The sequence below is a fragment of the Microbacterium esteraromaticum genome, assembly GCF_017303215.1.
Taxonomy (GTDB): domain Bacteria; phylum Actinomycetota; class Actinomycetes; order Actinomycetales; family Microbacteriaceae; genus Microbacterium; species Microbacterium esteraromaticum_C.
Genome location: NZ_JAEMWU010000001.1, coordinates 419,954 through 446,281, shown reverse-complemented (window position 1 = coordinate 446,281; position 26,328 = coordinate 419,954). Strand labels below are relative to the sequence as shown.

Annotated in this window: 23 protein-coding genes; 7 read left to right on the top strand and 16 right to left on the bottom strand. The window is 68.5% G+C overall.

Annotation, left to right across the window (positions count from 1 at the left end; all coding sequences use genetic code 11):
• Positions 1 to 49: 49 nt before the first annotated feature.
• The 11 genes from mnhG to JF543_RS02050 form a co-directional block, all read right to left on the bottom strand.
• On the bottom strand, positions 50 to 439 hold the full coding sequence (gene mnhG, locus JF543_RS02100; RefSeq protein WP_206822589.1) for a monovalent cation/H(+) antiporter subunit G: 390 nt from the start codon (positions 437 to 439) through the stop codon (positions 50 to 52).
• Positions 436 to 705: a monovalent cation/H+ antiporter complex subunit F gene (locus JF543_RS02095; protein WP_179409513.1), complete on the bottom strand. Its 270-nt coding sequence runs from the start codon at positions 703 to 705 to the stop codon at positions 436 to 438. The genes mnhG and JF543_RS02095 overlap by 4 nt, the downstream gene beginning before the upstream one ends.
• Complete coding sequence (locus JF543_RS02090) at positions 702 to 1,283, bottom strand: Na+/H+ antiporter subunit E (protein ID WP_179409514.1); 582 nt, start codon at positions 1,281 to 1,283, stop codon at positions 702 to 704. The genes JF543_RS02095 and JF543_RS02090 overlap by 4 nt, the downstream gene beginning before the upstream one ends.
• Entirely contained in the window at positions 1,280 to 2,845 is a 1,566-nt protein-coding gene (locus tag JF543_RS02085; RefSeq protein WP_206822588.1) for a Na+/H+ antiporter subunit D, read from the bottom strand. Before JF543_RS02085 ends, JF543_RS02090 begins: the two co-directional genes overlap by 4 nt.
• Positions 2,842 to 3,402: a Na(+)/H(+) antiporter subunit C gene (locus tag JF543_RS02080; protein ID WP_179409516.1), complete on the bottom strand. Its 561-nt coding sequence runs from the start codon at positions 3,400 to 3,402 to the stop codon at positions 2,842 to 2,844. Before JF543_RS02080 ends, JF543_RS02085 begins: the two co-directional genes overlap by 4 nt.
• The gene (locus tag JF543_RS02075) at positions 3,402 to 6,374 is read right to left on the bottom strand and encodes a Na+/H+ antiporter subunit A (RefSeq protein ID WP_206822587.1); all 2,973 of its coding nucleotides are present in this window, start codon (positions 6,372 to 6,374) and stop codon (positions 3,402 to 3,404) included. Before JF543_RS02075 ends, JF543_RS02080 begins: the two co-directional genes overlap by 1 nt.
• A 59-nt stretch (positions 6,375 to 6,433) precedes the next feature.
• The gene (locus JF543_RS02070) at positions 6,434 to 7,714 is read right to left on the bottom strand and encodes a hypothetical protein (RefSeq protein ID WP_206822586.1); all 1,281 of its coding nucleotides are present in this window, start codon (positions 7,712 to 7,714) and stop codon (positions 6,434 to 6,436) included.
• On the bottom strand, positions 7,714 to 9,042 hold the full coding sequence (locus JF543_RS02065; RefSeq protein WP_179409519.1) for a glycosyltransferase: 1,329 nt from the start codon (positions 9,040 to 9,042) through the stop codon (positions 7,714 to 7,716). The genes JF543_RS02070 and JF543_RS02065 overlap by 1 nt, the downstream gene beginning before the upstream one ends.
• Before the next feature lie 5 nt (positions 9,043 to 9,047).
• On the bottom strand, positions 9,048 to 9,950 hold the full coding sequence (locus JF543_RS02060; protein WP_242519371.1) for an ATP-grasp domain-containing protein: 903 nt from the start codon (positions 9,948 to 9,950) through the stop codon (positions 9,048 to 9,050).
• Positions 9,950 to 10,852: a PIG-L deacetylase family protein gene (locus JF543_RS02055; protein WP_206822585.1), complete on the bottom strand. Its 903-nt coding sequence runs from the start codon at positions 10,850 to 10,852 to the stop codon at positions 9,950 to 9,952. The genes JF543_RS02060 and JF543_RS02055 overlap by 1 nt, the downstream gene beginning before the upstream one ends.
• 224 nt (positions 10,853 to 11,076) lie before the next feature.
• Positions 11,077 to 12,150, bottom strand: coding sequence for a LacI family DNA-binding transcriptional regulator (locus tag JF543_RS02050; protein ID WP_206822584.1), 1,074 nt, complete (start codon positions 12,148 to 12,150; stop codon positions 11,077 to 11,079).
• A gap of 59 nt (positions 12,151 to 12,209) precedes the next feature.
• On the opposite strand from JF543_RS02050, the gene JF543_RS02045 reads away from it, so the two are divergent.
• From JF543_RS02045 to JF543_RS02035, 3 genes are all read left to right on the top strand, one after another.
• Complete coding sequence (locus JF543_RS02045) at positions 12,210 to 13,433, top strand: MFS transporter (RefSeq protein ID WP_179409522.1); 1,224 nt, start codon at positions 12,210 to 12,212, stop codon at positions 13,431 to 13,433.
• Between the two features lie 56 nt (positions 13,434 to 13,489).
• Positions 13,490 to 14,185 (top strand): endonuclease NucS, encoded by a 696-nt coding sequence (gene nucS / locus JF543_RS02040; RefSeq protein WP_179409523.1) that lies wholly within the window; start codon positions 13,490 to 13,492, stop codon positions 14,183 to 14,185.
• Between the two features lie 63 nt (positions 14,186 to 14,248).
• Positions 14,249 to 14,917 carry an HAD hydrolase-like protein gene (locus tag JF543_RS02035; RefSeq protein ID WP_206821375.1) on the top strand — a complete coding sequence of 223 codons (669 nt, stop codon included), beginning with the start codon at positions 14,249 to 14,251 and terminating at the stop codon, positions 14,915 to 14,917.
• Positions 14,918 to 14,984: 67 nt separating this feature from the next.
• On the opposite strand, the gene JF543_RS02030 is transcribed toward JF543_RS02035, so the two are convergent.
• Complete coding sequence (locus JF543_RS02030; RefSeq protein WP_136034351.1) at positions 14,985 to 15,191, bottom strand: cold-shock protein; 207 nt, start codon at positions 15,189 to 15,191, stop codon at positions 14,985 to 14,987.
• 676 nt (positions 15,192 to 15,867) lie between these two features.
• Between JF543_RS02030 and JF543_RS02025 the strand changes: the two genes are divergently transcribed.
• Entirely contained in the window at positions 15,868 to 16,041 is a 174-nt protein-coding gene (locus JF543_RS02025; protein WP_179409525.1) for a CsbD family protein, read from the top strand.
• A gap of 45 nt (positions 16,042 to 16,086) precedes the next feature.
• Here JF543_RS02025 and JF543_RS02020 read toward each other — a convergent pair whose 3' ends face one another.
• The 4 genes from JF543_RS02020 to JF543_RS02005 are packed head-to-tail and all read right to left on the bottom strand — an operon-like array spanning position 16,087 to position 21,836.
• Positions 16,087 to 17,796, bottom strand: a complete 1,710-nt coding sequence (locus JF543_RS02020) for an MFS transporter (protein WP_206822583.1) — start codon at positions 17,794 to 17,796, stop codon at positions 16,087 to 16,089.
• A 2-nt stretch (positions 17,797 to 17,798) separates the two neighbouring features.
• A complete protein-coding gene (locus tag JF543_RS02015; protein WP_206821376.1) occupies positions 17,799 to 18,416 on the bottom strand; it encodes a response regulator in 618 nt (205 codons plus the stop codon).
• Positions 18,413 to 19,708 (bottom strand): sensor histidine kinase, encoded by a 1,296-nt coding sequence (locus JF543_RS02010; protein ID WP_206822582.1) that lies wholly within the window; start codon positions 19,706 to 19,708, stop codon positions 18,413 to 18,415. The genes JF543_RS02015 and JF543_RS02010 overlap by 4 nt, the downstream gene beginning before the upstream one ends.
• Positions 19,674 to 21,836 (bottom strand): MMPL family transporter, encoded by a 2,163-nt coding sequence (locus JF543_RS02005; protein ID WP_206822581.1) that lies wholly within the window; start codon positions 21,834 to 21,836, stop codon positions 19,674 to 19,676. The genes JF543_RS02010 and JF543_RS02005 overlap by 35 nt, the downstream gene beginning before the upstream one ends.
• Positions 21,837 to 21,969: 133 nt before the next feature.
• Here JF543_RS02005 and JF543_RS02000 point away from each other — a divergent pair, with 133 nt between their 5' ends.
• The 3 genes from JF543_RS02000 to JF543_RS01990 all read left to right on the top strand — a co-directional run bounded on the left by JF543_RS02000 (position 21,970) and on the right by JF543_RS01990 (position 26,326).
• Positions 21,970 to 22,362: a hypothetical protein gene (locus JF543_RS02000; RefSeq protein ID WP_206822580.1), complete on the top strand. Its 393-nt coding sequence runs from the start codon at positions 21,970 to 21,972 to the stop codon at positions 22,360 to 22,362.
• Between the two features lie 65 nt (positions 22,363 to 22,427).
• On the top strand, positions 22,428 to 23,966 hold the full coding sequence (locus JF543_RS01995) for a multicopper oxidase family protein (protein ID WP_206822579.1): 1,539 nt from the start codon (positions 22,428 to 22,430) through the stop codon (positions 23,964 to 23,966).
• Positions 23,967 to 24,106: 140 nt separating this feature from the next.
• Positions 24,107 to 26,326, top strand: coding sequence for a beta-N-acetylhexosaminidase (locus tag JF543_RS01990; RefSeq protein ID WP_242519370.1), 2,220 nt, complete (start codon positions 24,107 to 24,109; stop codon positions 26,324 to 26,326).
• Positions 26,327 to 26,328 lie beyond the last annotated feature (2 nt).

Below are 26,328 nucleotides of genomic sequence, written 5' to 3'. Positions count from 1 at the left end.
CCTCCTGTGACTCAGCCCGCGGCCGGTGAGTCAGCCCGCTGCCGGTGACTCAGCCAGCGGCCGGCGGGGTGCGCTTCGACTCGGCGTACTCGTCGACGACCAGGTCACGCGATTGAATGGTGCCGTTGCGATACGCCTGGCGTCCGACCATGTGCGCAGACAGCGGTGCGGTGACGAACTGCAGCAGGATCACCGGTGTGCTGATCACCAGGCCCAGCAGGATGCCGCCGACCGTCCGCTGCGAAACGGCGATCGCCAGGCAGATCAGAAGCAGTCCCAGCACCTGCGGCTTGGTCGCCGCGTGAAGCCGGGACGGCACATCGCGGAAGTGCAGCAGACCGACCGCGGCCGAGAGGCACAGGATCGCACCGATCAGCACGAGCACGAGCACGATCGTGTCGGCGACGGCCTCTGGCAGTTCGAGTTCCAGCACGTTCATGATGTCGTGTTGTCCCTTCGCGCCACATAACGCGCGACGGCAATCGACCCGAAAACGCCAACGGCGGCGATGATGAGCAGCACCGGCACGTTGCGGGTATGACCGTTGATCGCCATCTCAGCGCCCAACACGCACATCACGAGCGTCAGCAGCACATCTGACGCCACCGCGCGGTCGAGGATCGATGGTCCGCTGACGATCCGCACCACGCACAGCAGCGCGGCCACGGCGAAGACCACCAGGATTGTCACCATCAGAGGGCTCATCGTGCACCTCCGGCACGGGCACGGGACTCATCGGCCTTGAGAGCACGATACTGCTCCGGCGATCCGACGGCGCGAACGATGCGCTTCTCCCACCGAAGCACGCCGTCGCGAAAAGCGTCGACGTCGGCGCGGTTACGGACCCCGATGACGTGCAGGTACAGGATGCGACGGTCACGGTCGCTCTCTGCGACGAGTGATCCGGGGATGAGCGAGGCGGTGACGGCCACGTGGGTCATGACGATGTCATCCGCGTATCGGAGCGGGATCTCGATGATGGCAGCCCCGGGCTGACGGCGGAAGTCGAACACCTGAATCGCCACGCTGATCGCACCGGCGACGACGGCGCCCAGGAACAGCACGATGAACACCAGGACGTACCAGAGGTTCACCCGTCCGACCAGCTCGACGGTCGGCAGGCGGAAGACCCGGGTGACGAAGATCGCGACGATCAGCCCGCTGACCAGGGCGAGCGGCGTGAACTGGTGCCACAGCAGCATCCACAGCACGACCAGCCAGAGCAGGAACGGCAGCTGCAGCAGCAGGTCGCGCACGGCGCCGCGCTTCGATTCGGGGGTCATCGACCGGCCTCCTCATCGATCTGCGTGAGCGTGACCGGCTGCAGCAGACCGGTACCGATGCTGTCGCAGAGAGCGTAGAGCGGTCCGGCGAACACGGTCAGCGCGAGCGTCACCGCGACCATGCCGCCGGTCGCGATCTTCATGATCGCGGGGATGGCACGCGTCTCCTGTTGGACATCCGCCGCCGGCGCGTTCCCGAGGTGCGCCAGACGCCCGGTAGAGGTGGCGATCTCGGCGCCCTCTTCGTCCTCGCGCCAGAACGCCAGGTTCCACGCCCGCATCAGCGCGTACAGGGTGAGGAGCGAGGTCAGGATGCCCCCGAAGATCAGCACGATCATCAACGGCGTTCCCACCGAGGCCGCGGCCTCGAAGAGTCCGATCTTGCCGATGAATCCCGAGAACGGGGGCAGGCCTCCGAGGTTGATGGCGGGTACGAAGTACAGCACGGCCAGCAATGGTGCGGCCTTCATCAGGCCGCTGACTCTCAGGATCGAGGTGCTGCCCGCCTGGCGTTCGATCAGGCCGACCGCGAGGAACAGCGTCGTCTGCACGACGATGTGGTGAACGATGTAGTAGACGGTCGCCCCGATGGCTGCCTCGGTGGCGATCGCGAGGCCGAAGATCATGTAGCCCACGTGGCTGACGAGCGTGAACGACAGGATGCGCTTCAGCTCGGCCTGCGCGACCGCGCCGAGCACCCCGACGATCATCGTCGCCAGCGCCACGATCATCAGCAGATCGTCGACGCTGTTCGATGCGAACAGCTGCGTCTCTGTGCGGATCAGCGCGTAGACACCGACCTTGGTCAGCAACCCGGCGAACACCGCTGTGACCGGTGCGGGCGCGGTGGGATACGAGTCGGGGAGCCAGAACGACACGGGGAACACGGCCGCCTTGATACCGAAGGCCACCAGCAGCAGCAGATGCAGCACCAGCTGCGTCTCCTGCGGCAGTTGGGCGACCCGTTCGGCGATCTGCGCCATGTTGACCGTGCCGACGGCTCCGTAGATCATCGCGATCGCGGCCAGGAACAGGATCGATGACACGAGCGACACGACGATGTACACCGCTCCGGTGCGGATGCGCGACTCGGTGCTGCCCAGGGTGATCAGCACGTACGACGCCACGAGCAGGATCTCGAAGCCGACGTAGAGGTTGAACAGGTCGCCGGCGATGAATGCATCGAAGATGCCGGCGGCGAGGATCAGGTACGTCGGGTTGAAGATCGAGATCGGCGTCTCGCCGTCACCGTCGGCAGATCCCTGACCGATCGAGAACAACAGCACCGCCAGCAGCACGATGCTCGAGACGAGCACGAGCAGGGCCGCGAACCGGTCGACGTACAGGATGATGCCGAACGGCACGGGCCATCCCCCGACCGACACAGCAAAGGGTTGGTCGGCGGCATGCACGGCGGCCAACAGCACAGCGGCGATGATCGAGACTGCCGCGAGTGTGCCCGTCGTCACGATGATCTGCAGGCGCGGATTGCGGCCGAAGATGAGCGCGACAGCCGCGCCCAGCAGCGGCAGCATCACGATGAGGGGGACGAGTGCGCTCATGCGTTCGGCTCCCGTTCGTCGGATGCCCCGCGTGGGGCGTCGGATGCCCGCGGAGCCATGGGTGTGTCGATCGGGGCGTCGTCCCGAATCGACGGGTGGTCGCGCATGTTCAGCACGGTGATGGGCGAGGTGACGACATCGACGAAGTCGGTGGTGGCGTCGTCGTCGCCGGTCTCCGATTCATCGTCGAACAGCTCCTCTTCGGCATCCGTGCGCTCGCGGAGCGCGATGTCGACCTCGTCGTCCTCGACCGTATCGGCCTGACCGAGTTGCCACGAACGGTAGATCAGGGCGAGCAGGAACGCCGAGACGGCGAATGTGATGACGATCGCGGTCAGCGTCAACGCCTGTGGCAGCGGGTCGCTGACCGGGCCTTCCGCACCGTAGAACGGCGCGCTTCCCGGAACCCCCATGACGATCAGCAGCAGCAGATTGGTCGCGTTGCCGAGCAGCAGGAAGCCGATCAGCACGCGGGTGAGGCTGCGTTCGAGCATCGCGTAGACACCGGCGGCGAACAGCACGGCCATGATGACGATGAGGGTGAGCGACACATCCATCAGCTGCTTCTCCCCCCGGTGCGCGGTGGTGCCGCCGTGAACTCGCGCTCGGGATGCCGCAGCTGGGCGGTCTGCCGGTCGACCTCGGCACCGAGGCTGCGCAGCACGTCGAGCACCAGGCCGATCACGACCAGGTAGACGCCGATGTCGAAGATCGTCGACGACACGAGCTCGAGATGACCGAGAACCGGCACCTCCCATTCCCACACCGCGCTCTGCAGGGGTGCCATGCCGAAGAAGAGCGGCATCAGGGCTGCGCCGACGGCGAGGGCGAGGCCGGCTCCGAGCAGGCGCCCGGCGTCGGTCGGCGCGGCCGCGCCGAGTTCCCAGCGCCCTCCGGCGATGTAGCGCATCACCATGGCCATGCCGGCCACGAGGCCACCGGCGAAGCCGCCGCCCGGCAGGTTGTGCCCGGCGAACAGCAGGTAGATCGACACCACGATGATGGTGTGGAACAGCACCCGCACGATCACTTCGAGCAGGATCGAACGGTCTTCGGCTTTGATCTGCTGCCCGCTGACCAGCCAGGCGCGCGGCGCACCCTGGTTCTCGGAGGTCTGGAACCGCAGTCCCTGATCGGTCTCGACCAGGGGGCGTCGTTCCCGGCGCCGGCGACCGGTCGCCGGGAGGTCGCGTGTGGCCGAGAGCAGGTCAGCGCGATGCGAGACGAAGACGAGGGATGCCACCCCGGTGGCCGCCAGCACGAGCACGCTGAGCTCGCCCATGGTGTCCCACCCGCGCAGGTCGACCAGTGCGACGTTGACGACGTTCTTGCCGTGCCCGAGGTTGTACGCCAGGTCGCTGAACTCGGTCGAGATCGGCTCGAAGATGCGTGCCTGGGTCGCGACGATCGCGACGAACGCCATCGTGACACCGACGCCGATGGCCAGCACCGCTCTGGGTAGCCTGCCCACCGAGGCGTTGTGCTCTCCCATCCGTGCTGGCAGCCGCCGCAGCACCAGCGCGAAGGTGACCATCGTCACCGTCTCGACGAGGATCTGCGTGAGTGCGAGGTCGGGCGCACCGCTGGTCGCGAACAGCACCACCATGCCGAGTCCGGTGACCGAGACCAGCACGACGCCCGTGTAGCGCTTGCGCGCTCGCACCGCGATCACGCCGGCGATCGCCATGACGGGGGTGACGACGATCTGCGCCGGCGTGTGCCACGCCGACAGCTCGATCCGTTCGGGGGCGGCGGCCACGAGTGCGGTCGCCTCGGCGGCGAGCAGCACGATGAAGATGGTGCCGACGTAGAGAGGCAGGGATCCGCGTTGAGTGAGTCCGGTCGTGAAGACCGAGACGCGGTCGATGCCGCGCATGACCGCGTAGTACGCGTCGGCCGCCGTGAACCAAAGCAGCTTGCGCCGCCGGTCCCAACCGGATCGGATGCTGAGGATGAACAGTCCGATACCGACAGCGATCGCTCCGAGAGACAGGAAGAGCGCCGGTTCGAGCCCGTGCCAGAGCGCCAGGTGACCGGGTTCGGGCGAGGCCGCCGAACCCGCTGGCAGCGCCGTGATGGCGTACCCCTGCAGGGCGGTGTCGACCGTCGGCGCGCCCAGTCCTGCCGCGACCGTGACGCCGGCCAGGATGATCGGGGCAGACAGGAAGCCCACCGGCGGATCTGGCCATTCCGTATCAGGCATAGAAGCGCCCGTGGCGTCCTTCTTGCGCCAGAACGCTCCCCAGAGGAATCGTGCACTATATGCGGCGGTCAGCATAGACCCGATGACGACACCGATGAGCGCCACCCCGCCCCAGATCGAGCCGTGCTCGGCGTCTTCCAGCAGTGCGGTGAGCGCGGATTCCTTCGCGACGAAGCCGAGCGTGGGGGCGAGGCCCATCATGGATGCGGCCGAGATGAATGCCGCTGTCGCCAGCACCGGGGCTTGCCGGCCCACGCCCGACAGCTCGTCGATGTCGCGTGTGGAGAGCTGCCGGTCGATGATGCCGACGATGAGGAACAGTGCTGACTTGAACAGTGCGTGTCCGAGCACCAGTGCCAGGCCCGCCAGCGCGGCGGCCGGCGTGCCGTAGCCGATCACAACCGACAGGAAGCCCAGCTGGCTGACGGTGCCGAACGCGAGGATGCGCTTCAGGTCGGTCTCGCGCAGCGCCTGGATACCGCCGAGCAGCATGGTGAACACGCCCAAGCCGATGACGATCGGTCGCCAGGGCTCGGCTAGGGCGAAGACGGGCGCGAACCGTGCGATGAGGTAGATACCGGCCTTCACCATCGCGGCGGCATGCAGATATGCGCTGACCGGGGTCGGCGCGGCCATCGCACCGGGCAACCAGAAGTGGAATGGGAAGAGGGCGGACTTGCTCACCGCACCGATCAGCAGCATCACCACGGCGGCGTCGATGAGGGGTCCGGTGGGCGCGATCTCGAGCAGCTCGCGAATGCTGGAGGTACCTGTGTCGACGACCAGGAGGATCGCACCGACGAACAGCACGAGTCCGCCGAGAGTGGTCACCAGCAGTGCCTGCAGCGCAGCACGCCGGCTCGAAGCACGCCGCCGGTAGTGGCCGATGAGCAGATAGGAGAGGATGCTGGTGAGCTCCCAGAACATGACCATGACGATCAGGTCATCGGTGAGCACCAGTCCGTACATCGCGCCGGCGAATCCGAGGAGCACGCCGGCGAACTGCCCGACGTCGGCGGCGTCATCGTGGAAGTACCACCGGCAGTAGAGCAGCACGAGTGCGCCGACACCGGTGACGATGAGCGTCATCACCCACCCGAGCACGTCCATCCGCATCGAGAGGTTCAGCCCGAGCTGCGGGATCCAGCTGTACGACTCGAAGGGCACCGTTTCGGACGACAGCACAGCGGGTGTCTGCGTGAGCGCGTGTACGAAGGCGGCGCCGGGCACCAGGGCCCCGAGCACGAACGCCTGCGCTCCCAGCCAGCGCACCAGGAACGGGAGCAGCAGAGCTCCCGCGAGGAACACGGCAAGGAGCAACAGCATAAGCGGCTCCTCGGGGTCGTCGGGGCCTTCCGGCGCGGAGGGAGGTTTCGCTTCTCAGTCTACGGGGTGGTCTTGTCGCGCCATTCCTGTTGCAGCACCTTCCAGTGCGCATCGGTCATCAACGAGGCGGGCGTCACAGAGACCGACCGGATGCCGAAGTCGCTCGCCACCGCCAGTTCTTTGCGAAGCACGTCCGGCGAGATCGCGCCACCGCCGAGCCACAACCCGATCTCGAGCGAGTAGCTCTCGGGCGCCGGACCGAACAGCACAGAGGCGTAGTCATCGGCGTCAAGCACCCCGATCCATTGGTTGACCCCGGGGAAGTCCCAGACGTTCAGGCGATCGGCGTGCTCGAGCATGCGGGGGTAGTCCTGTCCGATGTCGGCGCGCGTGGGCGTGTGCACGTCTATCGGCCCGCGCACGTCGGCGGTCAGTTCAACACCGTGCGGGGTGAGCACCTGATCGAGCTGGGCGAGCACCCCTGTCAGGGCGTCGGTCTTCCATGCGCTCACCGCCGGGTGATGCGTGTCGACGCCACCGTCGTCCCGGCGCGGCCATTCGGACAGGCCGCTGACGTCCTGAAAGTCGACCAGATCGGCCGGCCCGTACACGGTGGTGTCGAAGAAGAGCTCGGTGATGTTGATGGCATCGGGCTGGTAGCGCACTGCCAGCTCTTCGGCGAGCGCGGTCAGGCGGCCGCTCAGTTCATCGCTCTTCCAGGCGCTCAGGCTCGCGAACAGGTCGGATGACCATCCCCCCACCGTCTGCCCGGCCGGTACCGTGCCGCGCTGGATGTCGCGCCCGAACAACGTGTCGATGCCGAGGATGACGGTACGGCTTGTGCCGTCCGGCGCGCAGCGGAAGACGTTCACGGCTTCGCCGACGTAGTCGCGGCCGGTCCTGATGACATCCGACGCCTGGTTGCGTTCGTTGCCGGCCCAGGGGAACTCGATCCAGTCGAGTCGTCCGACCGAGATCGAGACGGTGTTGGCGCCGACCTGGTCGAGTCTCGCGGCGAGCGCCTCCAGGTGGCCGGGGCGTTCGTCGACGAGGTCCTCAATCCCGAAATTCACCGCCCGGTGGGCGGGGATGTCGGATGCGGGTGGCGGGGCCGTCTCAGACGGGCACGTCACCGTGATGGGCTCGGGCGTCGGTGTCGGAATGACCACCTCGGCGCGCGGACGCTCCGTGGGCGTCGACGCCGTCGCCGCGGGCGTCTTCGCGGGCGCATCACGTGTGGCGATGACGGCGGTAGCGATGATGGCACCCACGAGCACGACGAGAGCGAGGATGCCGGTGATCGACCGACGCCAGGAGCGCGGCGGGGACACCCCTGACATCAGGCGGCTTTCCCGGCCGGGATCATGCCCGCAACCGCACCGCCGGTGACCACACCGGTGCGCTGCAGCTTGTTCCAGCGGGCCGGGGCACCGCGCACCTCTTGCACGAGCGCGGTGACCATGGTCAGGCCCATCGCCATCGAGTAGATCGGCCAGAACGGCAGCGTCCACAGGTAGCGCAGGTCGCGCCAGGCCGCGTTCAACACGATCGCGAGCAGCACCAGTGCCAGGCTGAGAAAGACCCCTAGCCACGACAGCACTGCCATCACCTCGGGAGCGGCGGGCTGCGGCTCGAGCAGGAGGGCCCCGCCAAGCGCGATCAGCACGACCATCTGCGAGGGGGGTGCGATGATCATCGCGAAGGTGTTCAGAGCCAGGAAGCTACCGAACACCCCGTGGTTCGGATTGCCGATCAGGCGCCAGTGGATGCGTGTGGTCTGCAGCAGTCCGCGCGACCAGCGCACCCGCTGACGCCAGAGTCCGCGCAGGGTCGAGGGCGATTCGGCGTAGACGATGGCACGGGGCTGGAAGACCACGCGGTAGCCCGCGGCGTACACCCGCCAGGTGAGTTCGAGGTCCTCGCCGATGGTGTCTTCGCGGAAGCCGCCGATCTCGCGCACGAGCGATGCGCGGAAGGCACCGATGTTGCCCGAGACGATCGGTAGGCAGTGCAGCAGCGAGAGGGCGCGGCGGACCAGCCCGGTACCGACGTGGCTCATCACCGAGAGCATCTGGGTGAGCGGTCGGTCGGGGTTCGCCGGGCGATCGTCACCGCAGACCGCGCCGACGTCCGGTGATGAGAGCCCCACCAGCAACCAGTCGATCGTGCGTGGCGTGAACAGGCCGTCAGCGTCGACGAACAGCAATACGTCACCGCTCGCCTCGGCGATCCCCCGGTTGAGAGCGGCACCCTTGCCCGCATTGGCCTGGTGGATGGCACGGACGCTCGGATGCCGGTGGACGATGTCTGCCATGACGTCGCCGGTGTCGTCGGTGGAGCCATCGTTGACGATGATCACCTCGACATGCGGATAGTCGCTGCGCATCACCGAGTCGACGCAATTGCGCAGCACGATGCCCTCGTTGTATGCCGGGATGATGACCGACACCGTGGTGCCGTCCAGGTACCGCAGGTGTCGTGAGCTGCGCCGTCGCGCGGACCTTCCCGCGAACCCGCGCACTCCTGGGCCAGGCCCCGCTCTCAGCCGCGCACGGCGCCACGGGGTCGTGCGCAGACGCGCCTCGAACCACAGCGCCAGCGGCACGAAGACGAGTTTGACCACACTCACCGCGAACAGCAGGATCGCAATAGTCTGAACGACCTGCATCAGACTCATACGCGCGCCGCCGCGGTACGTTCCGACAGAGACGCGAGCGCGGCATCGAGCAGCTCCGGGGCATGAGCGCTGTTCGCTCCGAAGCGGGCGTTGATCTCGAGCACCACCGGCATCCCGTTCGCGCGGCGACGCACGTCGATGTCGATCGGGCCGTGCAGATCAAGCGCTTCGGCAGCGGCGCGGGCGACCGATCGCACGTCCTCATCTTCTGTGCCCTCGACGCGCACAACCGAGACCGCGTTGCCGACGGCGCCGTCTTTCAACGCCGTCTTGCGCAGGACCGTGCAGACCGGGAACGCGCCGTCGATGTCGCGGAAGAGCACCGGCGCGTACTCCGCGCCGGGTGCGAACTCCTGCACGATGCTCCCCTCGTCGAGATCGGCCCAGAAGCCCTCGGCGATGGGCCCGGCGGATTCGTACACGTCGAGCAGTCGTACCCCACGTCCTCCCCGCCCCACGCGCGGCTTGACGATCACCGGTCCCCCAAAGGCGCTCACGGCGTCCGCGGCAGACGGGAAGTCCGCGGGGCCGGCGAATCGCGGCACGGGAACCCCCGCCTGCTGCAATCGCTGCGCGGTGAGCAGCTTGTCGTCGGCCGTCCCGACGGCATCGGGCGAGCCGATCAGGACCGGCACCGGAAGGAGCGCGTGCTGGCCGGCGAGTAGGGGCAGTTCCTCGCTGATGCTCGGGATGACAGCATCCACACTCCACTCCCCCACAAGTTCGTGGAGGGTCGGCAGGTACGCGGGGTCCGACACGGCGCACACCCGACGGAACGCATCCACCTCAGCACCGGTGTCGCGCAGATCAGTTCCGGCAACCCAGTGGCCGCGCGCTGAGAGCTGCCGGGCGAGCGAGCGCCCGGCAGGGCCTCCGACGCCCGTGAGCAGAACGCGCATCAGAATTCGCCGATCGCCGACGCCTCGAGGCGCACGACCTCGAACCCCTCGGCGAAGCCGACCCTGGCCTGGCCCCCGCGGAACGCGGCTGTCGCGCGCGCACGCGCGCCGGTCATGTATGGCTTGTTCCGCTGGTCGCGGTGCAGTTCAATGGCGCGCACCTTGACGTCGACGTGGGTCGAGACGTCGACGAAGAACTCCGGCGAGAACGAGCGGGTCACCGACGGGCTCTCGTAGCAGAGGATCGATGGGCACTGTCGCGCGGCGCGCATGGTCGCCTGGTGGACGGCGTGGTGGTCCTGGTGCTGGTCATGCGCCGAGTGGGTGAGCACGACATCCGGGCGTACGTCGCGGATCGCACGCTCGATCGCGGCGATCATGCCCTGCTCGTGCTCACGCAACGCGGTGTCCTCGAAGTCGAGCACGTTGACGGTCGTGGCTCGCAGGTACAGCGACCCGTTACGCGCTTCCAATGCGCGCGTGTGCTCGTCGCCGCCCGACGCACCGTGGCTCATCACGACGGTGTGCACCTCGTGCCCCTGGTCGACGAGCTTCGCGAGGGTCGCACCGCAGGCGAGCTCCAGGTCGTCCGGATGCGCCCCGATCGCGAGGATGCGACGCGGCCGCAGCGTCACCGACACCGTTCGGCGCAGGTACGGCGCGATGAACAGCACACTGACGAGCAACAAGGTGGCGCAGCAGGCGAACAGTCCCGCGATGTCGTGCGCGTGCCCGGTGGTGAGCACGATGGCCATCGCGCTGGTCGCGAGCGCGATGCCGATCGCCGCAACGACGCTGCGAAGCACTCGGCCATAGCGGAACTCGCGGTCGATCCAGCGAGCAGTGCGGTGCATGGTCGCACCAGCGGCCACGGCGGCGCCTGCCAAGACGGCAGCCGACAACAGAACATGCAACATGGTTGATCCCCCAGCGATCACGACGCGTCACCCTAACGAAGTCGCGCGGAGGTCCCCACCTCACGTCGCAACCGTGCACCCCCACAGTGCTGGCGGCGCGTCAAGCGTCAAGTATGCACAAACTGTGGACCGCTGTCGAGCCTCTAAATCCTGCGGAATAGCAGGGTTTGTAAGTCGTCCTAGCAATATGCTGGCATGACACCGACGCGTCATGCACGCGGGGCGGCCGAGGTCCCTCCGACGCGGAGAACGCACGTGAAGTGCACCGACTCCCCCGGCTCCCCGGCCAGCATCCGCGAGATCTGGGTGCCCGCCGCACGCCCCTTCTCGAGCGCAGGCTGCGTGATGGTGGTCAGGCGTCGCGACCCCAGCCCGTCAGCCGAGATGCCGTCGAAGCCGACGACGCTGAGGTCCTCCGGTACACGCAGACCGAGCTCCTCGGCGGCGCGGATCGCGCCGACGGCCAACAGATCGCTCTGTGCGACGATCGCGGTGGGTCGGTCGTCTCGTAGCCGCCCGTCCGGATCAGCGAGCAGCATCCGCGCGCCATGGTTGCCCTCGTCGACCAGGCTTCCGGCCGCCGAGACGCCACCGCCCTGCGGGTACACCTCACGGAAACCGGCGAGCCGGTCCAAAGTGACGTCCACCGTGGCGGCCGCCTCGCGCTCGGGCGTCAACTCGCTCCGCTCACGTGCCGCATCCAGGGGCAGCGTGATGGCCTTCACCCGTCTATGCCCCAAGCGGAATAGATGGCGTGCGATCTCGGCACTGGCTTCGCGGTTATTCAGCGTGATCTGGGGAACATCCGGTCCGGCGTCGCCTTCGATCACCACGGCGGGCAGGCCGCGCTGGCGCACCGTCTCCAGTGCCGAACGCGTCCGGGCCGAGCAGCCGATCAGCACGACCGCGTCCACCGGCGCTTCGCCGATCGGCGGCGCCTCCGCGCCACGAGGGTCATCGCGCAGCAACAGCAGACCTACGCTGTCGGCGGCCATCGCCTCGGTCAGGCCGTCCATCATCACCGTCGTAACCGGGTCGAGGAAGGCATGGCGCAGATCACCGCCGAGCAGCACGCCGACGATGCCACTGCGGCCCGTGCGCAGCGATGCGGCACGCGGATCCGGGCCGGCGTAGCCGAGCGCGTCGGCCGCGGCGAGCACGCGCTCTCGCGTCGCCTCGGCGACGTTGACCTTGCCACTGAAGACCACGGATGCCGTCGATGTCGACACCCCGGCCTCTCGCGCCACGTCCGCGATGGTCGCGCGACGGCCGCTGCTGCTCATCCTCCGAGGATATCCCGCTTGCGCACACGTAATCGAAACGTTTCGATTACGATGGCGGAATGGACACCGCCCTCACTCGTTCGCAGTTCGTGCGCTGGCGCACCGCGATCTTCGTGATCTTCCTCGCCAGCGGTCTGTCGATCGCGACCTGGGCCTCGCGCGTGCCCAGCATCGCCGAGGCACTCGGCATCGACAAGGCACAGATCGGTCTGCTGCTGCTGGGAATGGGCATCTCGTCGATCGTCGGCATCTCGACCGGTCCGCTCGTGATGGCACGTACCGGCGCCAGGGTGGGCATGCTCATCATGATGCTGGTCTTCGGCGCAGGCGTGCTGCTGATCGGCCTGGGCACTGACGTTTTCGGTGCCTTGCCGGTCGTCGTGCTCGGCATGATGCTGTTCGGCTATGGCAACGGTTCCGTCGACGTGATGATGAACGTCGAGGCGACGGCCATCGAGCAGCAGATGGGCAAGACGATCCTGCCCGTCTTCCACGCCTTCTTCAGCTTCGGCACCGTGATCGGCGCCGGCATCGGCGCCCTCGCCGCACTCCTGGGACTGAACGTCGCCGCGCACACCGCGCTGATCAGCGCGCTGATCCTCGTCGCGGCAGTCGGGTGCTACACCCAGGTTCCCGTGCGCGAGGCCGCTCTCGACCCGGCACCTGAAGAGAAGCCACACTGGCGCGAACGCGTGCACACCGCATTCGAGGCGTGGCGCGAGCCGCGCATCTACGCGCTCGGCGTCGTCATGCTGGGCATGTCGTTCGCCGAAGGTGGGGCGAACGACTGGATCGCGCTCGGTGTCGTCGAGGGTCACCATCAAGAGCCCGGCATGGGCGCGCTCGCCCTCGCCGTCTTCTCGGTCGGCATGACGGTGGTGCGACTACTCGGCGGACCACTGGTCGATCGTTTCGGTCGCGTAGCCGTGCTGCGGGTACTCGCGGCGACGGCCGCGGCGGGCATCCTGCTCTTCATCCTCGGCCCCACCCTGCCGCTCGTGCTGGTGGGCGCCGCGCTGTGGGGTATCGGTGCCTCGCTGGGATTCCCGCTGGGCATGTCGGCCGCCGCCGACGATCCGGCCAAAGCCGCGGCCCGCGTCAGCGCCGCCGCGACCATCGGGTACGTCGCGTTCCTCGGCGGGCCCCCGCTGCTGGGCTTGATCAGCGAGCAGATCGGCCTGCTCAACACGCTGTACATCCTGGTTGCGCTCGTCGTGCTGTCGGGCCTGTTCTCGGCGGCCGCGCGCCCGCTGCGTGCCGACGAGAAGACGCCCGTCGCATGACAGCCGGAGCCCGCGACGACGCACCCGAACGCCTGACCGGCGGGTAGGCTCTTCGGGTGCGTCTCGTCATCGCCCGTTGCTCCGTCGACTACTCCGGTCGCCTCAATGCCCACCTGCCCCTGGCCACGCGCCTGCTGGTGCACAAGGGCGACGGCAGCCTGCTCGTGCACTCCGACGGCGGCAGCTACAAGCCGCTGAACTGGATGAGTCCGCCCTGCTCACTGGCATCCGAGGAACCCGGCGACGAAGAGGCCGGCGCAGGTGTCGTCGAGGTGTGGCGCGTCACGCACAAGAAGACCGGTGATGCGCTCCGCGTGCAGATCTACGAGATCCTGCACGACTCCGCGCACGACCTCGGCATCGATCCCGGACTGCAGAAGGACGGTGTCGAGGCCGACCTGCAGCGACTGCTCGCCGAGCAGGTCGACCTCATCAGCGAAGGCGCCACGCTGGTGCGCCGCGAGTACCCGACGGCGATCGGCCCGGTCGACCTGATGGTGCGCGATGCCCACGGCGCCGCGATCGCGGTCGAGGTGAAGCGGCGTGGCGACATCGACGGCGTCGAGCAGCTCACCCGTTATCTCGAACTGCTCGGTCGCGACCCGCATCTCGCCCCGGTCACCGGCGTCTTCGCCGCTCAGGAGATCAAGCCGCAGGCCCGAGTGCTCGCCGAGGATCGCGGCATCCGCTGCGTCGTACTCGACTACGAGGACATGAAGGGCATCGAGTCGGGAGTCCCCCGGCTGTTCTGAGCCACAGCCCGCCGTCACGGGCCGGCGGCGTCGCTCATAGGGCCGCCGCCTAGAGTGGGGCTCATGTCCACCTCGCCCTACACCTGCATCCTCTGGGACGTCGACGGCACGATCGCCGACGCCTCTGCCGGCATTCTTCCGCGTCTGCGTCTGGTGTTGGACTCCTATGACCGTCCGCAGCCCGACCCCGCGGCCCTGGCGCTCTGGATCGGCCCGCCGATGCTGGAATCGTTCCAGCGACTGGCCGGCATGGACCGCGAACAGGCCGAGGAGGCCGTCAAGCGGTACCGCGCCCTGGCCGCAGCCGACGGCTACGCGGCATCCGTCGACATCTATCCGGGCGTCGAAGACGTGCTGCACGCGGTGCATGCGGCGGGCATTCCGCAGGCGACGGCCAGCACCAAGCCCGAGAACCAGGTGCGCGCGATCCTGGACCACTACAACCTGACGCCGTTGTTCACCGCGATCTCCGGAGCTCGGGTCGGCCAGGTCGGCAACGATGACGGCAAGGCATTCGTCATCACGCAGGCGCTGGAGCGTCTCTCGGCGGCCGGGGTGGACGTCTCTCGGCCCGTACTGATCGGCGACCGCCATCACGATATCGACGGAGCCGCCGAACACGGCATCCCGGTGATCTTCTCAGCATGGGGCTTCGGCGACGCTGCCGAAGCGGAAGGCGCGATCGCGACCGCCGCGACCGCCGCCGATCTGCGGCCCCTGCTGCTGGGGTAGCGTTCCGAAAACACAGAACTCCCCGGCGGATGCTGGGTCAGCGTCCGCCGGGGAGTTCGATCACGCCTCAGAGAGGGCGGATGTTCTCAGCCTGCAGGCCCTTGGGGCCCTGCGCCACATCGAACTCAACGCGCTGGTTCTCGTCGAGCGAGCGGTAGCCGGAAGACTGGATGGCGGAGTAGTGCGCGAAAACGTCGGCGCCTCCGTCGTCGGGGGAGATGAAGCCGAAGCCCTTCTCCGAGTTGAACCACTTGACCGTGCCCTGGGTGCTCATTTACTGCCGTTCTGCTTGTTGCTATGCCGACGCAGGATGCACCGACTGCGCTAACGCTATCCCAGGCGACCCGCCCGACAACAGCACTCAGCAGATGGTGACCTAAACGTTGCATCCGGATTCGACGCCGCACACGTCCGAAACGGTGACGCACGTCCCAAGAAAAGTGATGGCCCTCATCGCGGGGGGAGCGATGAGGGCCGAAGACGACCGGAGGGTGCGTCGAGATCAGCATACACAGTTTCGACGAAATTTGTCCCCCAAAAGGGGGACAAATCGGCGGATCGGTGAGAGGATGATCGCGGTTGATATCCCACGCTCTCTGGGGGCGCTACTGGGGAAGAGACCAAGCCGCATGCACTGATCTTCGGATACTGGGGAGTTTCCTTCGCTGACGGGGATCGGCGAGAACGACAGGGCATGCTCCTTCACATTGAGGGAGGGAACCCGCGGAGCCAACGGACTCCGCTCCCTCCCGTGAAGGACCACATGGGGTTGCTGCAGGCTCGGGGGGAGATGTACCGCAACGGTCTCCCTCCGAGCCGCGCAGGAGCACCCCGCCTAACGCGCACCTCTCTGTGTGTCAATCCCGTTGAGCACCCGTCTCACCGATGAGACGCTGACGACGTCAGATCACGCCGGGCGGCGACCCCGCCCACGATGAAGGGAGCCCGACATGGGAGCCATGGACGACGCCAAGCACAACGCCGAGAAGCTCGTCGGCAAGGCGAAGGAGAGCATCGGCGACGCGACCGACAATGACAAGCTCAAGGCCGAGGGAAAGCTCGACCAGGCCAAGGCGGATGCCAAGAAGGTCGGCGATGACATCAAGGACGCCTTCAACAAGTAGGCCGCCTGCACCCGCCGCAGCGCGGAAGACGATCCCTCCGGATGCCTAGGCGCCCGGGGGGATCTCCGCGTCGGGCATACGACGGGCATCCGCCGCATGACGAGCATCCAGTGCGGCCGCGGAACCCTCTTCCGACCGCCGTGCGGCGGCGCGCAGCCGCAGCGCACCGATCAGGCCGAGCACCAGGAACATCGCCGCGAACAGCATCGACCAGCGTGTGGCATCCGCGAATCCGCTCGCCAGCGCCTCGACAGCGCTCGACGTCCGCTCGCCGAGCGGACCGGCGTCGCCCTGCGCGCGCAGCTGCGCGATCGTGGTCCCGGCCGACTCCCGCGTGGCATCCGCGAGCCGTTCCGCCTCTGCGCCACCGATGCCGGCGGCGCTCAGCGACGCGGGCAGCGTGAGCGCCAGCGCGGTCGCGAGTGCGGCGCCCGAGAACGCCGTACCGAGCGCCGAGCCGATCTGCCGCACGGTGCTCTGCGTCGCAGAGGCCTGCCCCGACACTCCGACGGGGATGTCGCGCAGCACCGTTCCGGTCAGCTGCGCCGAGGCGAGACCCAGCCCGAGTCCGTAGGCGACCAAGGGCAGCGCGATCGCCCACCCGGCGGTGTCGGAATGGATCACGACAGCGAGCACCAGGATGCCGGTGACCTCCAGTCCCAGGCCGATCAGCACCACCCCCGGGGCGCCGAACCGCACGGCGAGGTGGCGCGCGGCCGCTCCCGAGAGGAAGGCCCCGAGCGCCATGGCCGCCAGGACGATACCTGCCCCCATCACATCGAGGCCCACAGCGTTGATCAGGTACAGCGGCAGCACGAACAGCAGCGCGAACTCACCGATCGCCACCATGGCGGCGGTGACATTGCCCCACGAGAAGGTCGCGAACGTGAACAGTCGCAGATCGAGTAGCGCCGACCGTCGCACACGCTCACGGTGCCGTTCCCAGATCACGAACAGCGTCAGCGCGACCACCGCGACAGCGAGCGCGATCGGAACGATCGAGACCGGCGCATCCGACGGCCAGCGCCATCCGAAGAGCGTGAACTCACCCCGCGGCGTCCACCACCCCAGTTGCGGGCCCTCGATCACCGCGAACACGAGGGCACCGAAGCCGATTCCGCTCAGCAGTGCGCCGTCGACATCGGCACCCGGTCGCGGTGTCCCGCCACGCGTCTCGGGAACCGCGAACACGGCCGCGATGAAGACGATCGCGGCCAGCGGCAGGTTCACCAAGAAGATCCAGTGCCACGTCGTCCACTGGGTCAGTGCACCGCCGGCGAGCGGCCCGATCGCCGCGGCGCCCGAGATGACAGCGCCCCAGACGCCGAAGGCCGCGGCGCGGTACCTGCCGCGGAAGACCGCGTTGACGGTCGACAGCGTCGACGGCATGATCAGCGCGGCCCCGATGGCCTGCACCGCCCGCGCGCCGATCAACGGGCCGGCCGAGGTCGACAGCGCCGCGAGCAGACTGCCCCCCATGAAGATGGCGAGTCCGGCCAGGAAGAGCCGTTTGCGGCCCCAGCGGTCGGCGAGCTTGCCGGTCGACAGCAGCAGCGCAGCCAGCACGACGGCGTACAGGCTGTTGACCCACTGCGCGTCGGTGAGGGCGAGGCCCAGGTCGCTGATCATCGCCGGCAGGGCGACACCGACGATCGTGCCGTCGAGCACGATCAGCCCGAGGCCGACAGCGAGTACGCCGAGGCCGACCCATTCCCGCCGTGTGGGTGCGTCACTCATGCTCAGATCAACACTCATGCTCAGATCAACCCCGTCTCGCGTGCCACGTGCACGGCCCGCGAACGACTGTCGACGCCGAGCTTGGTGAAGATGTGCGCGAGATGACTCTTCACCGTCGCCTCGGTGACGAAGAGCTCACGCGCGATCTCTTTGTTCGCCGCCCCCTGGGCGAGCTGGCGCAGCACCTCGATCTCACGGTCGGTGAGCCGCGGGAGCGGGTTGCGCATGCCGCGCAGCACGCGGCCCGCCAACGCGGGGGAGAGCACGGTCTCTCCGGCGGCGGCGCGGCGGATGCCCTCGGCGATGTCCTCGGGGGCGGCGTCCTTGAGCAGATACCCGGCGGCTCCCGCCTCGATCGCGCCGAGGATCTCGGCATCGCGCTCGAACGTGGTGAGGATGACCACGACAGGGGCGGGGGAGAGCGCGCGCAGCGCGACGGTGGTGCGGATGCCGTCCATCCCTGCGCCCAGGCGCAGATCGCACAGGACGACATCGGGCGTCAGCGTCGTCGCCAGCGTCACGGCTTCTTCCCCGGTCGCAGCCTCACCGACGACGCGCAACGCGTCGCCGTCGAGCACGGCGCGCAGGCCACTGCGGACGACCGGGTGGTCGTCGACGAGGAGCACGGTGATCGTCATGGGATCTCCTCCTGGCTTCGACTCTCATGATTGCGCGTCGAGGTCGATACGGGCAGGTGCGCCGAGATCGCGGTGCCCTCTCCGGGCGTGCTCTCGATGTCGAGCCCTCCGCCCAGCTCGCGCAAGCGGGCGCGCATGAATCGCAGTCCGTAGCTGGATGCCCCGGCGTCAGCATCCGCCTCCCACGCGACGAGATCAAAGCCGGTGCCATCGTCGATGATGTCCAGGCGCACGGCATCTTCGGCGTCGATCAGGCTCATCACCACCCGGGTCGCGTGCGAATGCAGCCGCACGTTGGCCAGCCCCGACTGCGCGACCCGCAACAGCGCCACCTCGGCCTCAGTCGGCAGCACCGGAAGCGTGTCGTCCACGTGCAGATCCGTCTGCAGGCCGGTCTCGGCGTGCATGCGATCCAGCATCCGCCGCAGCGCAGCAGCGAGCGCGTCGTCATCGAGTTCGGCGGGCGCGAGCGCCTCGACGATACGGCGGATGTCGGACTGGCTCTCGCCGGCGAGCTGTTCGATCTGCGCGAGAGCGCGGATCGCGTCCGGATCGTCGCTGCGTTCCATCGCCGCGTGGGCGAGTAGTCGAATCGACGAGATCTCTTGAGCGACGGTGTCATGGATATCGCGCGAGATGCGGGTGCGCTCGGCGATCGCCCCCGACGTGCGCTGTGCGTCGGCGAGCTCGTCCTGCAGTTCGGCCATCTCGTGCTGGGCTCGGGTGAGCGAGGCGACCAGGCGCTCGCGCTCGGCGGCGTCCTTGAGCAGCTGCAGATAGCCCCGAGAGATCCCGAACGCGAACACCCCACCGATCAGCGGACCGAAGACGGTGGCGTAGGTCGTGGTGCCGTGGTGCAGGATCGGCGCGACGACGACGACGGACAGGACCACGCCCGAGAACACGAGACCCCACCGCAACGAGAGCAGGTGACCGGCCAGCAGCCACAGCAGGAACGCCAGCCAGACGAACTCGGCGGACACCGCCACGGCCCCCACCCACACGGCGGCAAGGCCCAGCAGCCACCCGACCGACAGCGCCCGCGACGGTGCCCGTGCGAGCAGAACAGCCCCGGCGACGTGCCAGACGATGATCGCGGCGCCCGTGATGATCGCCACCGCTACCGCAACTCCGTCGCCGACCGCCCGCACGACGCCGATGACCGTCAGCAGCAGCACCATCAGGTACTGACCGATCTCCATCGCCCGCACCGCCGCACCCGTGCCCGGTGCGGCGGTGTGCGTTGCACCGGGCGGGTCAGGACGGTTCAGCGATGCGCTCACGACGCTCATGGGTCGATTCTGCCTCTCCATCGAGCCGTTCCGCAGGCGCCGAGGCGGAGTCTGCGGACACCGCGATGGTGCGGGATGCGCCGGCTGGTCGCGCCCCCGGCCACCAGATGCGGTCGCCGAGTGCGCTGAACAGCGCCGGGATGATCACGGTGCGCACGACGAGCGTGTCGACCACCACACCGACACCGACGATGAGACCGAGCTGCCCCAGAGTGACTAACGGAAGCACACCGAGCGCGGCGAACACGGCGGCGAGCACGATACCCGCACTGGTGATGACGCCACCGGTATGCGTGACGGCCTCGATCATGCCCTGCCTGGTACCCCGGCTCGCGCTCTCGGAACGCGCCCGGTGCACCAAGAAGATCGTGTAGTCGATACCCAGGGCGACCAGGAAGAGGAACGACAGCAGCGGCACCTGCAGGTCGAGCGACTGCTGATCGAACAGAACGCGGCTCAGCCAGGCGCCCGCGCCGATCGCTGCGAGGGCACTGGCCACGTTCACCGCGATGAGCAGCAGAGGAGCCATCACCGCGCGCAGCAAGACCAGCAGCACGATGAGACTGACGACCAGCACCAGGGGAGCGATGACCCACAGATCCTGTGTGTTGCCGGCGCGGGCATCGACATCGGTGGCGACAGCGCCGCCCACGACTGCATCCGCTCCCGGCACGGCGTGCACCGCCGCGCGCAGCTCACCGATCTGCTCGAGGCTCTGTGGCGTGCTCGGCGCGTACTGGCTCGTCACCATGATCTTGGTCAGGGTGGCATCCTCAGTCGATGCGACCGGATGCGCGCGCACGACACCCGGCACGGCGGCCGCGACATCGACGACGTCATCGGCCTGCTCGGCATCGGCGACCACCCAGATCGGTTGCGCCTCACCTCCGGCGAAGTGGGCTGAGACGACCTCGAGACCCGCGGCCGACTCCGACTGCACACGGAACTTCTCGATCTGGTCCAGCCCGACGCTGATGCCCCACAGCCCTGCCGACATCACGGCGAGCAGTGCCAGACCCGCCAGCAGGCTGCGGGCCGGCCGACGCACGACGTGCGTCGCCACCGAACGCCACGCGCGTCCCTGAGAGCGTTCGACCCCGGGCCGGGGGACGAAGGGCCAGAACACGCCTCGTCCGCAGATCGCGAGCGCCGGCGGCAGCACCAGCAACACGGCGGCCAGTGCGATGAGCAGACCGATCGCCGAGGTGATGCCCAGCCCGTGCGTTCCCGGGATGACCGCGAGCACGAGCGTGAGCAAGGCGAGCACGACCGTGACATTGGATGCCAGGATGGCCGGCGCCGTCCGGCGCCAGGCCACGCTGAGGGCCCGGCGATGATCATCAGCGGTGAGCAGCTCTTCGCGATAGCGCGAGATCAACAGCAGGGCGTAGTTGGTTCCAGCGCCGAACACCAGCACGCTGACGATGCCGGCGTCGAACTGCAAGTCCCACAACGACGCGGCAGCGGCGGTGACCCGGCCGGCGAGGCCGTCGGCGAGCGCGATGACGATGAGGGGCACGAGCCACAGCACCGGCGAGCGATAGGTGATGATCAACAGCACCGCGACGATCAGCACGGTCACCAGCAGCAGGGTGATGTTGGCGCCGTCGAACGCCGCGGCGATGTCGGCGCCGAATGCGGGTCCGCCGGTGACGAGAAGACTCATGCCCGTCGGGGAATGTTCGCGGATGCTATCGCGCAGCGCCTCAATGGTCGTCGCGTTCTCGGTGTTGCTCTCGCCCACCGCGATCGGCGCAACCAGCAGTGCGGCATGACCGTCGTCGCTGATCATCGGACCCGACGATGGTGCCTCGGTGTGCTCGTCGAGCGCCGGCAGCACGGCCTCGAGGTCGGCGATATCAGCATCCGACAGCTCTGCACCGTCGTCCCGCGACGCGACGACCAGCACCGACTGGCGGTCCGCGTTCGGGAACTGCGCCATCAGGTCGGCGGCATGCGCCGACTCCGAGTCCTGCGGCGCCTGCGCGTTGCCGGACGGCGCTGTCGCGCCGCTGAACGCGCCGAATAGGAGCGTCAGCACGAGCAGGGCAAGACCGAGCGCGAGCCAAGCGCCGCGACGCGACGTGAGCCGGTCGGAGAAGCGGGGGCGATACGAAGAGGACGGCATGTCAACGATTCCACTCCGATCGGCCGCCGGAATCATCGGGCGACCGGTCGAATCCGGCCTCCACCTTTTGGGGGATGTCGCGTGGGCTGCGATTGGGAGCCGATTCATACCCCCGAGGGGTATGCTCTGCGGCGTGAGGGCTCCTGTCCGAATCCGCATCAGGGCACCGCGCGGTGCCCTGGCAGTCGTGCTCGCCCTCCTCGTAGCCGCGGGGCTGTTGTCGATGCACTCACTGGCGGGCGCCGCACCGACGCACCCCTCCGGTTCCATCTCGAGCACCGCCTCGGTCGAGCACGCGCCCGAAGACGCGGCGCACACGCCGATGCCGTGCCCGACAGACGACGGCGATGAGGGCACGCCGTGCCTGTCGGCACCGGCAGGTCCCGCCGCGCCGACCGCGGTCGACCCGCCCCTGTCCGCGGTGCCGCGACTCTCACCGCACACCATCACCGCAGACGCCGTCGCGCATTCCGCGCCCCGCCGCACCGCACTGTCACCGCAAGAACTCTCGATCAGTCGCACGTGAGTCGAGCCTGCGCGGGCTCGCCCCGTGCGCTCGTCACTCTCTCACCGACACGAAAGATCCTTGTCATGGCTTCCCCACTCGACCGCAGACACTTCCTCGCATTGGGTGCTCTCACCCTGGCCACGGCCGGCCTCGCCGCATGCACGCCGCGCCCGACGGCATCCGCGTTCATCCCTCCCACCGGCGCTCCCGTGACCGAAGCCGAGGCCGCGCGGCGCGTCACCGGCACCGTCGTGCGCCGCACACTCACCGCGACCCCGATGACCCTCGACCTCGGGGGCACCACGGCTGACACCTGGGCCTACCGGGGCGCCTCGGCCACCGAGCCGATCCGCGCCACGGTCGGCGATCGCCTGCAGGTGACGCTGACCAACGACCTGCCCGATTCGACGACCGCGCACTGGCACGGTCTCGCGCTGCGTAACGACATGGACGGTGTGCCGCACCTCACCCAGCAGCCGATCGCCCCAGGCGACACGTTCACCTACGATTTCGCCCTCTCACACCCGGGCACGTACTGGTTCCACCCGCACTCGGGGACCCAGTTCGATCGGGGCCTGTATGCGCCTCTGATCATCGATGACCCGGCCGAGCCCGGTGACTACGACCACGAGTGGATCATCGTGCTCGATGACTGGCTCGACGGCGTTACGTCCACACCCGACGAGGTGCTGGCCGAGCTCTCGCAGGGTATGGGCGCGGGGATGGATCACGGCGCGATGGGTCACGGCGGCGTAGACGACGATGACGACGAGCCGCAGCGGCAGGGGCACATGCTCATGGGCGCCGGATCGGATCTGCTCGGCGGGGACGCCGGAGACGTCTACTACCCCCTCTACCTGATCAACGGACGCGGTCCCCAGGATCCCGAGACGTTCACGGCGACGCCGGGGCAGCGCATCCGCCTGCGCGTCATCAACACCGGCGGCGACACCGCCTTCCGATTCGGCATCGTCGGGCATCCGCTCACCCTCACCCACACCGATGGATTCCCCATCGAGCCGTTCACGGCCGAAAGCGTCGTGCTCGGCATGGGCGAACGCTACGACGCCGTGATCACAGCCGCCGACGGCGCGTTCGCGGTGATCGCCGAGGCGCTCGGCAAAGGACAGCAGGCGCGTGCTGTCCTGCGCACAGGAGCCGGGGCCGTGCCGAGCGCCGAAGACCGCCTGCCGCGCACCCGTCCACCGGCGACCGCGGCAGATCTGCGGGCCGTTGAAGCCGTTCGGCTTGCCGAGCGCGCCGTCGACCGTACGATCGAGCTTCGACTCACCGGCGGGATGATGAGCTACAACTGGGGGATCAACGGCCGTCGCATGGACATGGAGCAGCCCATGCGCGATGCGATCGGCGTCGCGGCTGGCGAGCGGGTCGCCCTCGAGTTCGTCAACACGACGATGATGTGGCATCCGATGCACCTTCACGGTCACACGTACCAGCACAGCGGTGGCGGACCCCGCAAAGACACCTCGATCGTGCTGCCCGGGCAGCGGCTGCGCGTCGAGTTCGATGCCGACAACCCGGGGCGATGGATGACCCACTGCCACAACGTCTATCACGGCGAATCGGGCATGATGCGCGCCATCGCCTACCAGCAGAACTGAGCCCCGCGGCTCCCGCTAGGGTGGGCGGAGCGAACTCCGCCCACCGGGCGGGCGCACAGCACCGAGAAGGGGGAGCGCTTCGTGCCTTCCGTCGTCCCGCATCCGATCTCGACCGATGTTCCGATGGGGGAGGTGACGGGATGCTGCTGAGCGAACGACTGGCAAGTGAGGGGCGCGTGCGCGTGTACCGCGGCGTCTCGGTGGTCGACGGCACGGGTGCCGAGCGCTACGTCGCCGACGTCGCGGTCGAGGGTGCGCGCGTGGCCGCCATCTCTCGGACGGATGCCACGGATGCGTTCGACGTGCCGCCCGGCACCGTCGAGATCGACGGCACCGCTCTCGTGCTGGCGCCGGGCCTGATTGCTGAGGATGCCGCCGGTGGGTCACCGCTGGTGGGAGTGACCACCGTGTCGGGCGTACATGCCGCCAGCGTGATGAACGTCGCCGCGAGCGGATCTGCGCACGGATCTGCGCAGGGTTCCGACGCGCGTGCCGCGGTTCCGCGCGGCGGCCTTTCGCTCGAAGATGCCGTGCGCCTGGTGTCCGCAGAGCCGGCCGCGCGTCTGGGGCTCGACCTTGGCGACGCGCCGCGTGGTGTCATCCGTGCCGGGGCCATCGCCGACCTGGTGCTCTTCGATCCCACCGAGCTCGCACCCGAGCGGCTGCGCACCGACCTTGCGCCCGTCGAGGTGCTCGTCGCCGGTGTACCGGTCGTCGCGGACGGAGCTCTCACCGGCTCCCAGCCGGGGCGGATGCTGCCGGCGTCGTTGCCCCCCTACCTGGCGACGGTTCCCGCGGTGCAGCACGAGGTCTACTCCGATCGCGGAATGTTCACGCTGCGCGCCGACACACCTATCGTCGCGGACGCCGAACTGACGGGTATCGCCCGACAGCTCGGCGACTGGCTGCAGGTCGGCGCCGAAGGTTCCGATGCGTCACAGCGGCCGTCGATCACCCTGCGGGTCAGCGACGACGTCAGCGACGACCGCGAAGGATTCCGCATCACCGTCGCGCCGACTCTCGTCGAGGTCGCCGGGGCGACACCCGAGGGGGTCTTCCGCGGTGCGGTCACCCTGCGCCAGCTCTGCACGCCCGAGAGCCCCGTGGGCTCCGAGCTGCCGGCGGGCACGTGGACGGGAGCGCCGGCCTTCGGTTGGCGCGGGGCGATGCTCGACGTGGCGCGGCACTTCCGTCCGGTCGACGACGTGCGCCGCCTGATCGACCTGCTCGCCGCGCACCACCTGAACGTGCTGCACCTGCATCTCACCGACGATCAGGGGTGGCGGTTCGAGGTGCCCGGCTACCCCCGATTGACCGAGATCGGTGCGGTGCGCGAGGCGACGCAGCTCGGCCACGGCCCGCAGGCCACCGTGCAGCCCGGGCGACACGAGGGCTTCTACACCGCGGACGAACTGCGTGGGCTGGTCGCCTATGCGGCCGAGCGGTTCGTCACGCTCGTACCCGAAGTCGAGCTGCCCGGGCACGTGCAGGCCGCACTGGCCGCGTACCCCGAGCTCGGCAATACCGACGTCTCCGAACCGGCGACCAGCGCGTGGGAGCGCTTCGGGATCAACCACCGCACGCTCGCACCCACCCAGGCGGCGCTCGATTTCGGCTACGCGGCAATCGATGCCCTCTGCGGCATATTTGACTGTGAGTGGGTTGGAATCGGCGGCGACGAGGTGTCGACGCAGGAGTGGACCGCCAGCGCGGCTGCCCAAGAGCGGATGCTGCAGCTGGGTCTCACGTCCGTGCACGAGGTGCAGCCCTGGTTCACGCGCGCGTTCGTCGCCCACGTGCGCGCGCGCGGACGCACCGCCCTCGCCTGGGATGAGGTGCTCGAAGGCGATGTGCCGGACGGTGTGCGGCTGCTCGCCTGGCGCGGGCCGGTTGCGATGGCTGAGGCGCTGCGCCGTGGCATCCCGGTGATCGGATGCCCCGATCTCGAGGCGTACCTCGACTACCCGCAGGCCGATACCGTCGATGAGCCGATCAGAGTGGGTCCACCGCTCCCGATCGAACGCGCCTACACGCTGCGCATCCCCGACGGGGCGGTTGGCGGCCAGGCCAACGTGTGGACCGAGCATCTGCCCACCCGCGACCGGGTCGACTTCGCGATGTTCCCCCGGCTCTCGGCGATCGCCGAGCGGTTGTGGCTCGGGGGAGAGCCTGGATCGTTCGACGACTTCGCGGAGCGCCTCGACGTGCACCTGCGCCGACTCGCCGCCGCCGGTGTGCAGTACCGACCGCTCGACGGACCGCGTCCCGACCAGCGTCGACCGGGTGTGCCCGGCAAGCCGATGAGCATCGAGCAGCGTACCGAGATCGTCGACGAGCTGGTGGCGGGGCTGCGGCGTTAGCG

Bases quoted from the DNA above. Each gene is read 5' to 3' on its own strand.
- mnhG (WP_206822589.1), bottom strand. From the start codon at position 439: ATGAACGTGCTGGAACTCGAACTGCCAGAGGCCGTCGCCGACACGATC.
- JF543_RS02095 (WP_179409513.1), bottom strand. From the start codon at position 705: ATGAGCCCTCTGATGGTGACAATCCTGGTGGTCTTCGCCGTGGCCGCG.
- JF543_RS02090 (WP_179409514.1), bottom strand. From the start codon at position 1,283: ATGACCCCCGAATCGAAGCGCGGCGCCGTGCGCGACCTGCTGCTGCAG.
- JF543_RS02085 (WP_206822588.1), bottom strand. From the start codon at position 2,845: ATGAGCGCACTCGTCCCCCTCATCGTGATGCTGCCGCTGCTGGGCGCG.
- JF543_RS02080 (WP_179409516.1), bottom strand. From the start codon at position 3,402: ATGGATGTGTCGCTCACCCTCATCGTCATCATGGCCGTGCTGTTCGCC.
- JF543_RS02075 (WP_206822587.1), bottom strand. From the start codon at position 6,374: ATGCTGTTGCTCCTTGCCGTGTTCCTCGCGGGAGCTCTGCTGCTCCCG.
- JF543_RS02070 (WP_206822586.1), bottom strand. From the start codon at position 7,714: ATGTCAGGGGTGTCCCCGCCGCGCTCCTGGCGTCGGTCGATCACCGGC.
- JF543_RS02065 (WP_179409519.1), bottom strand. From the start codon at position 9,042: ATGCAGGTCGTTCAGACTATTGCGATCCTGCTGTTCGCGGTGAGTGTG.
- JF543_RS02060 (WP_242519371.1), bottom strand. From the start codon at position 9,950: ATGCGCGTTCTGCTCACGGGCGTCGGAGGCCCTGCCGGGCGCTCGCTC.
- JF543_RS02050 (WP_206822584.1), bottom strand. From the start codon at position 12,150: ATGAGCAGCAGCGGCCGTCGCGCGACCATCGCGGACGTGGCGCGAGAG.
- JF543_RS02045 (WP_179409522.1), top strand. From the start codon at position 12,210: ATGGACACCGCCCTCACTCGTTCGCAGTTCGTGCGCTGGCGCACCGCG.
- JF543_RS02035 (WP_206821375.1), top strand. From the start codon at position 14,249: ATGTCCACCTCGCCCTACACCTGCATCCTCTGGGACGTCGACGGCACG.
- JF543_RS02030 (WP_136034351.1), bottom strand. From the start codon at position 15,191: ATGAGCACCCAGGGCACGGTCAAGTGGTTCAACTCGGAGAAGGGCTTC.
- JF543_RS02025 (WP_179409525.1), top strand. From the start codon at position 15,868: ATGGGAGCCATGGACGACGCCAAGCACAACGCCGAGAAGCTCGTCGGC.
- JF543_RS02020 (WP_206822583.1), bottom strand. From the start codon at position 17,796: ATGAGTGTTGATCTGAGCATGAGTGACGCACCCACACGGCGGGAATGG.
- JF543_RS02015 (WP_206821376.1), bottom strand. From the start codon at position 18,416: ATGACGATCACCGTGCTCCTCGTCGACGACCACCCGGTCGTCCGCAGT.
- JF543_RS02010 (WP_206822582.1), bottom strand. From the start codon at position 19,708: ATGAGCGTCGTGAGCGCATCGCTGAACCGTCCTGACCCGCCCGGTGCA.
- JF543_RS02005 (WP_206822581.1), bottom strand. From the start codon at position 21,836: ATGCCGTCCTCTTCGTATCGCCCCCGCTTCTCCGACCGGCTCACGTCG.
- JF543_RS01995 (WP_206822579.1), top strand. From the start codon at position 22,428: ATGGCTTCCCCACTCGACCGCAGACACTTCCTCGCATTGGGTGCTCTC.
- JF543_RS01990 (WP_242519370.1), top strand. From the start codon at position 24,107: ATGCTGCTGAGCGAACGACTGGCAAGTGAGGGGCGCGTGCGCGTGTAC.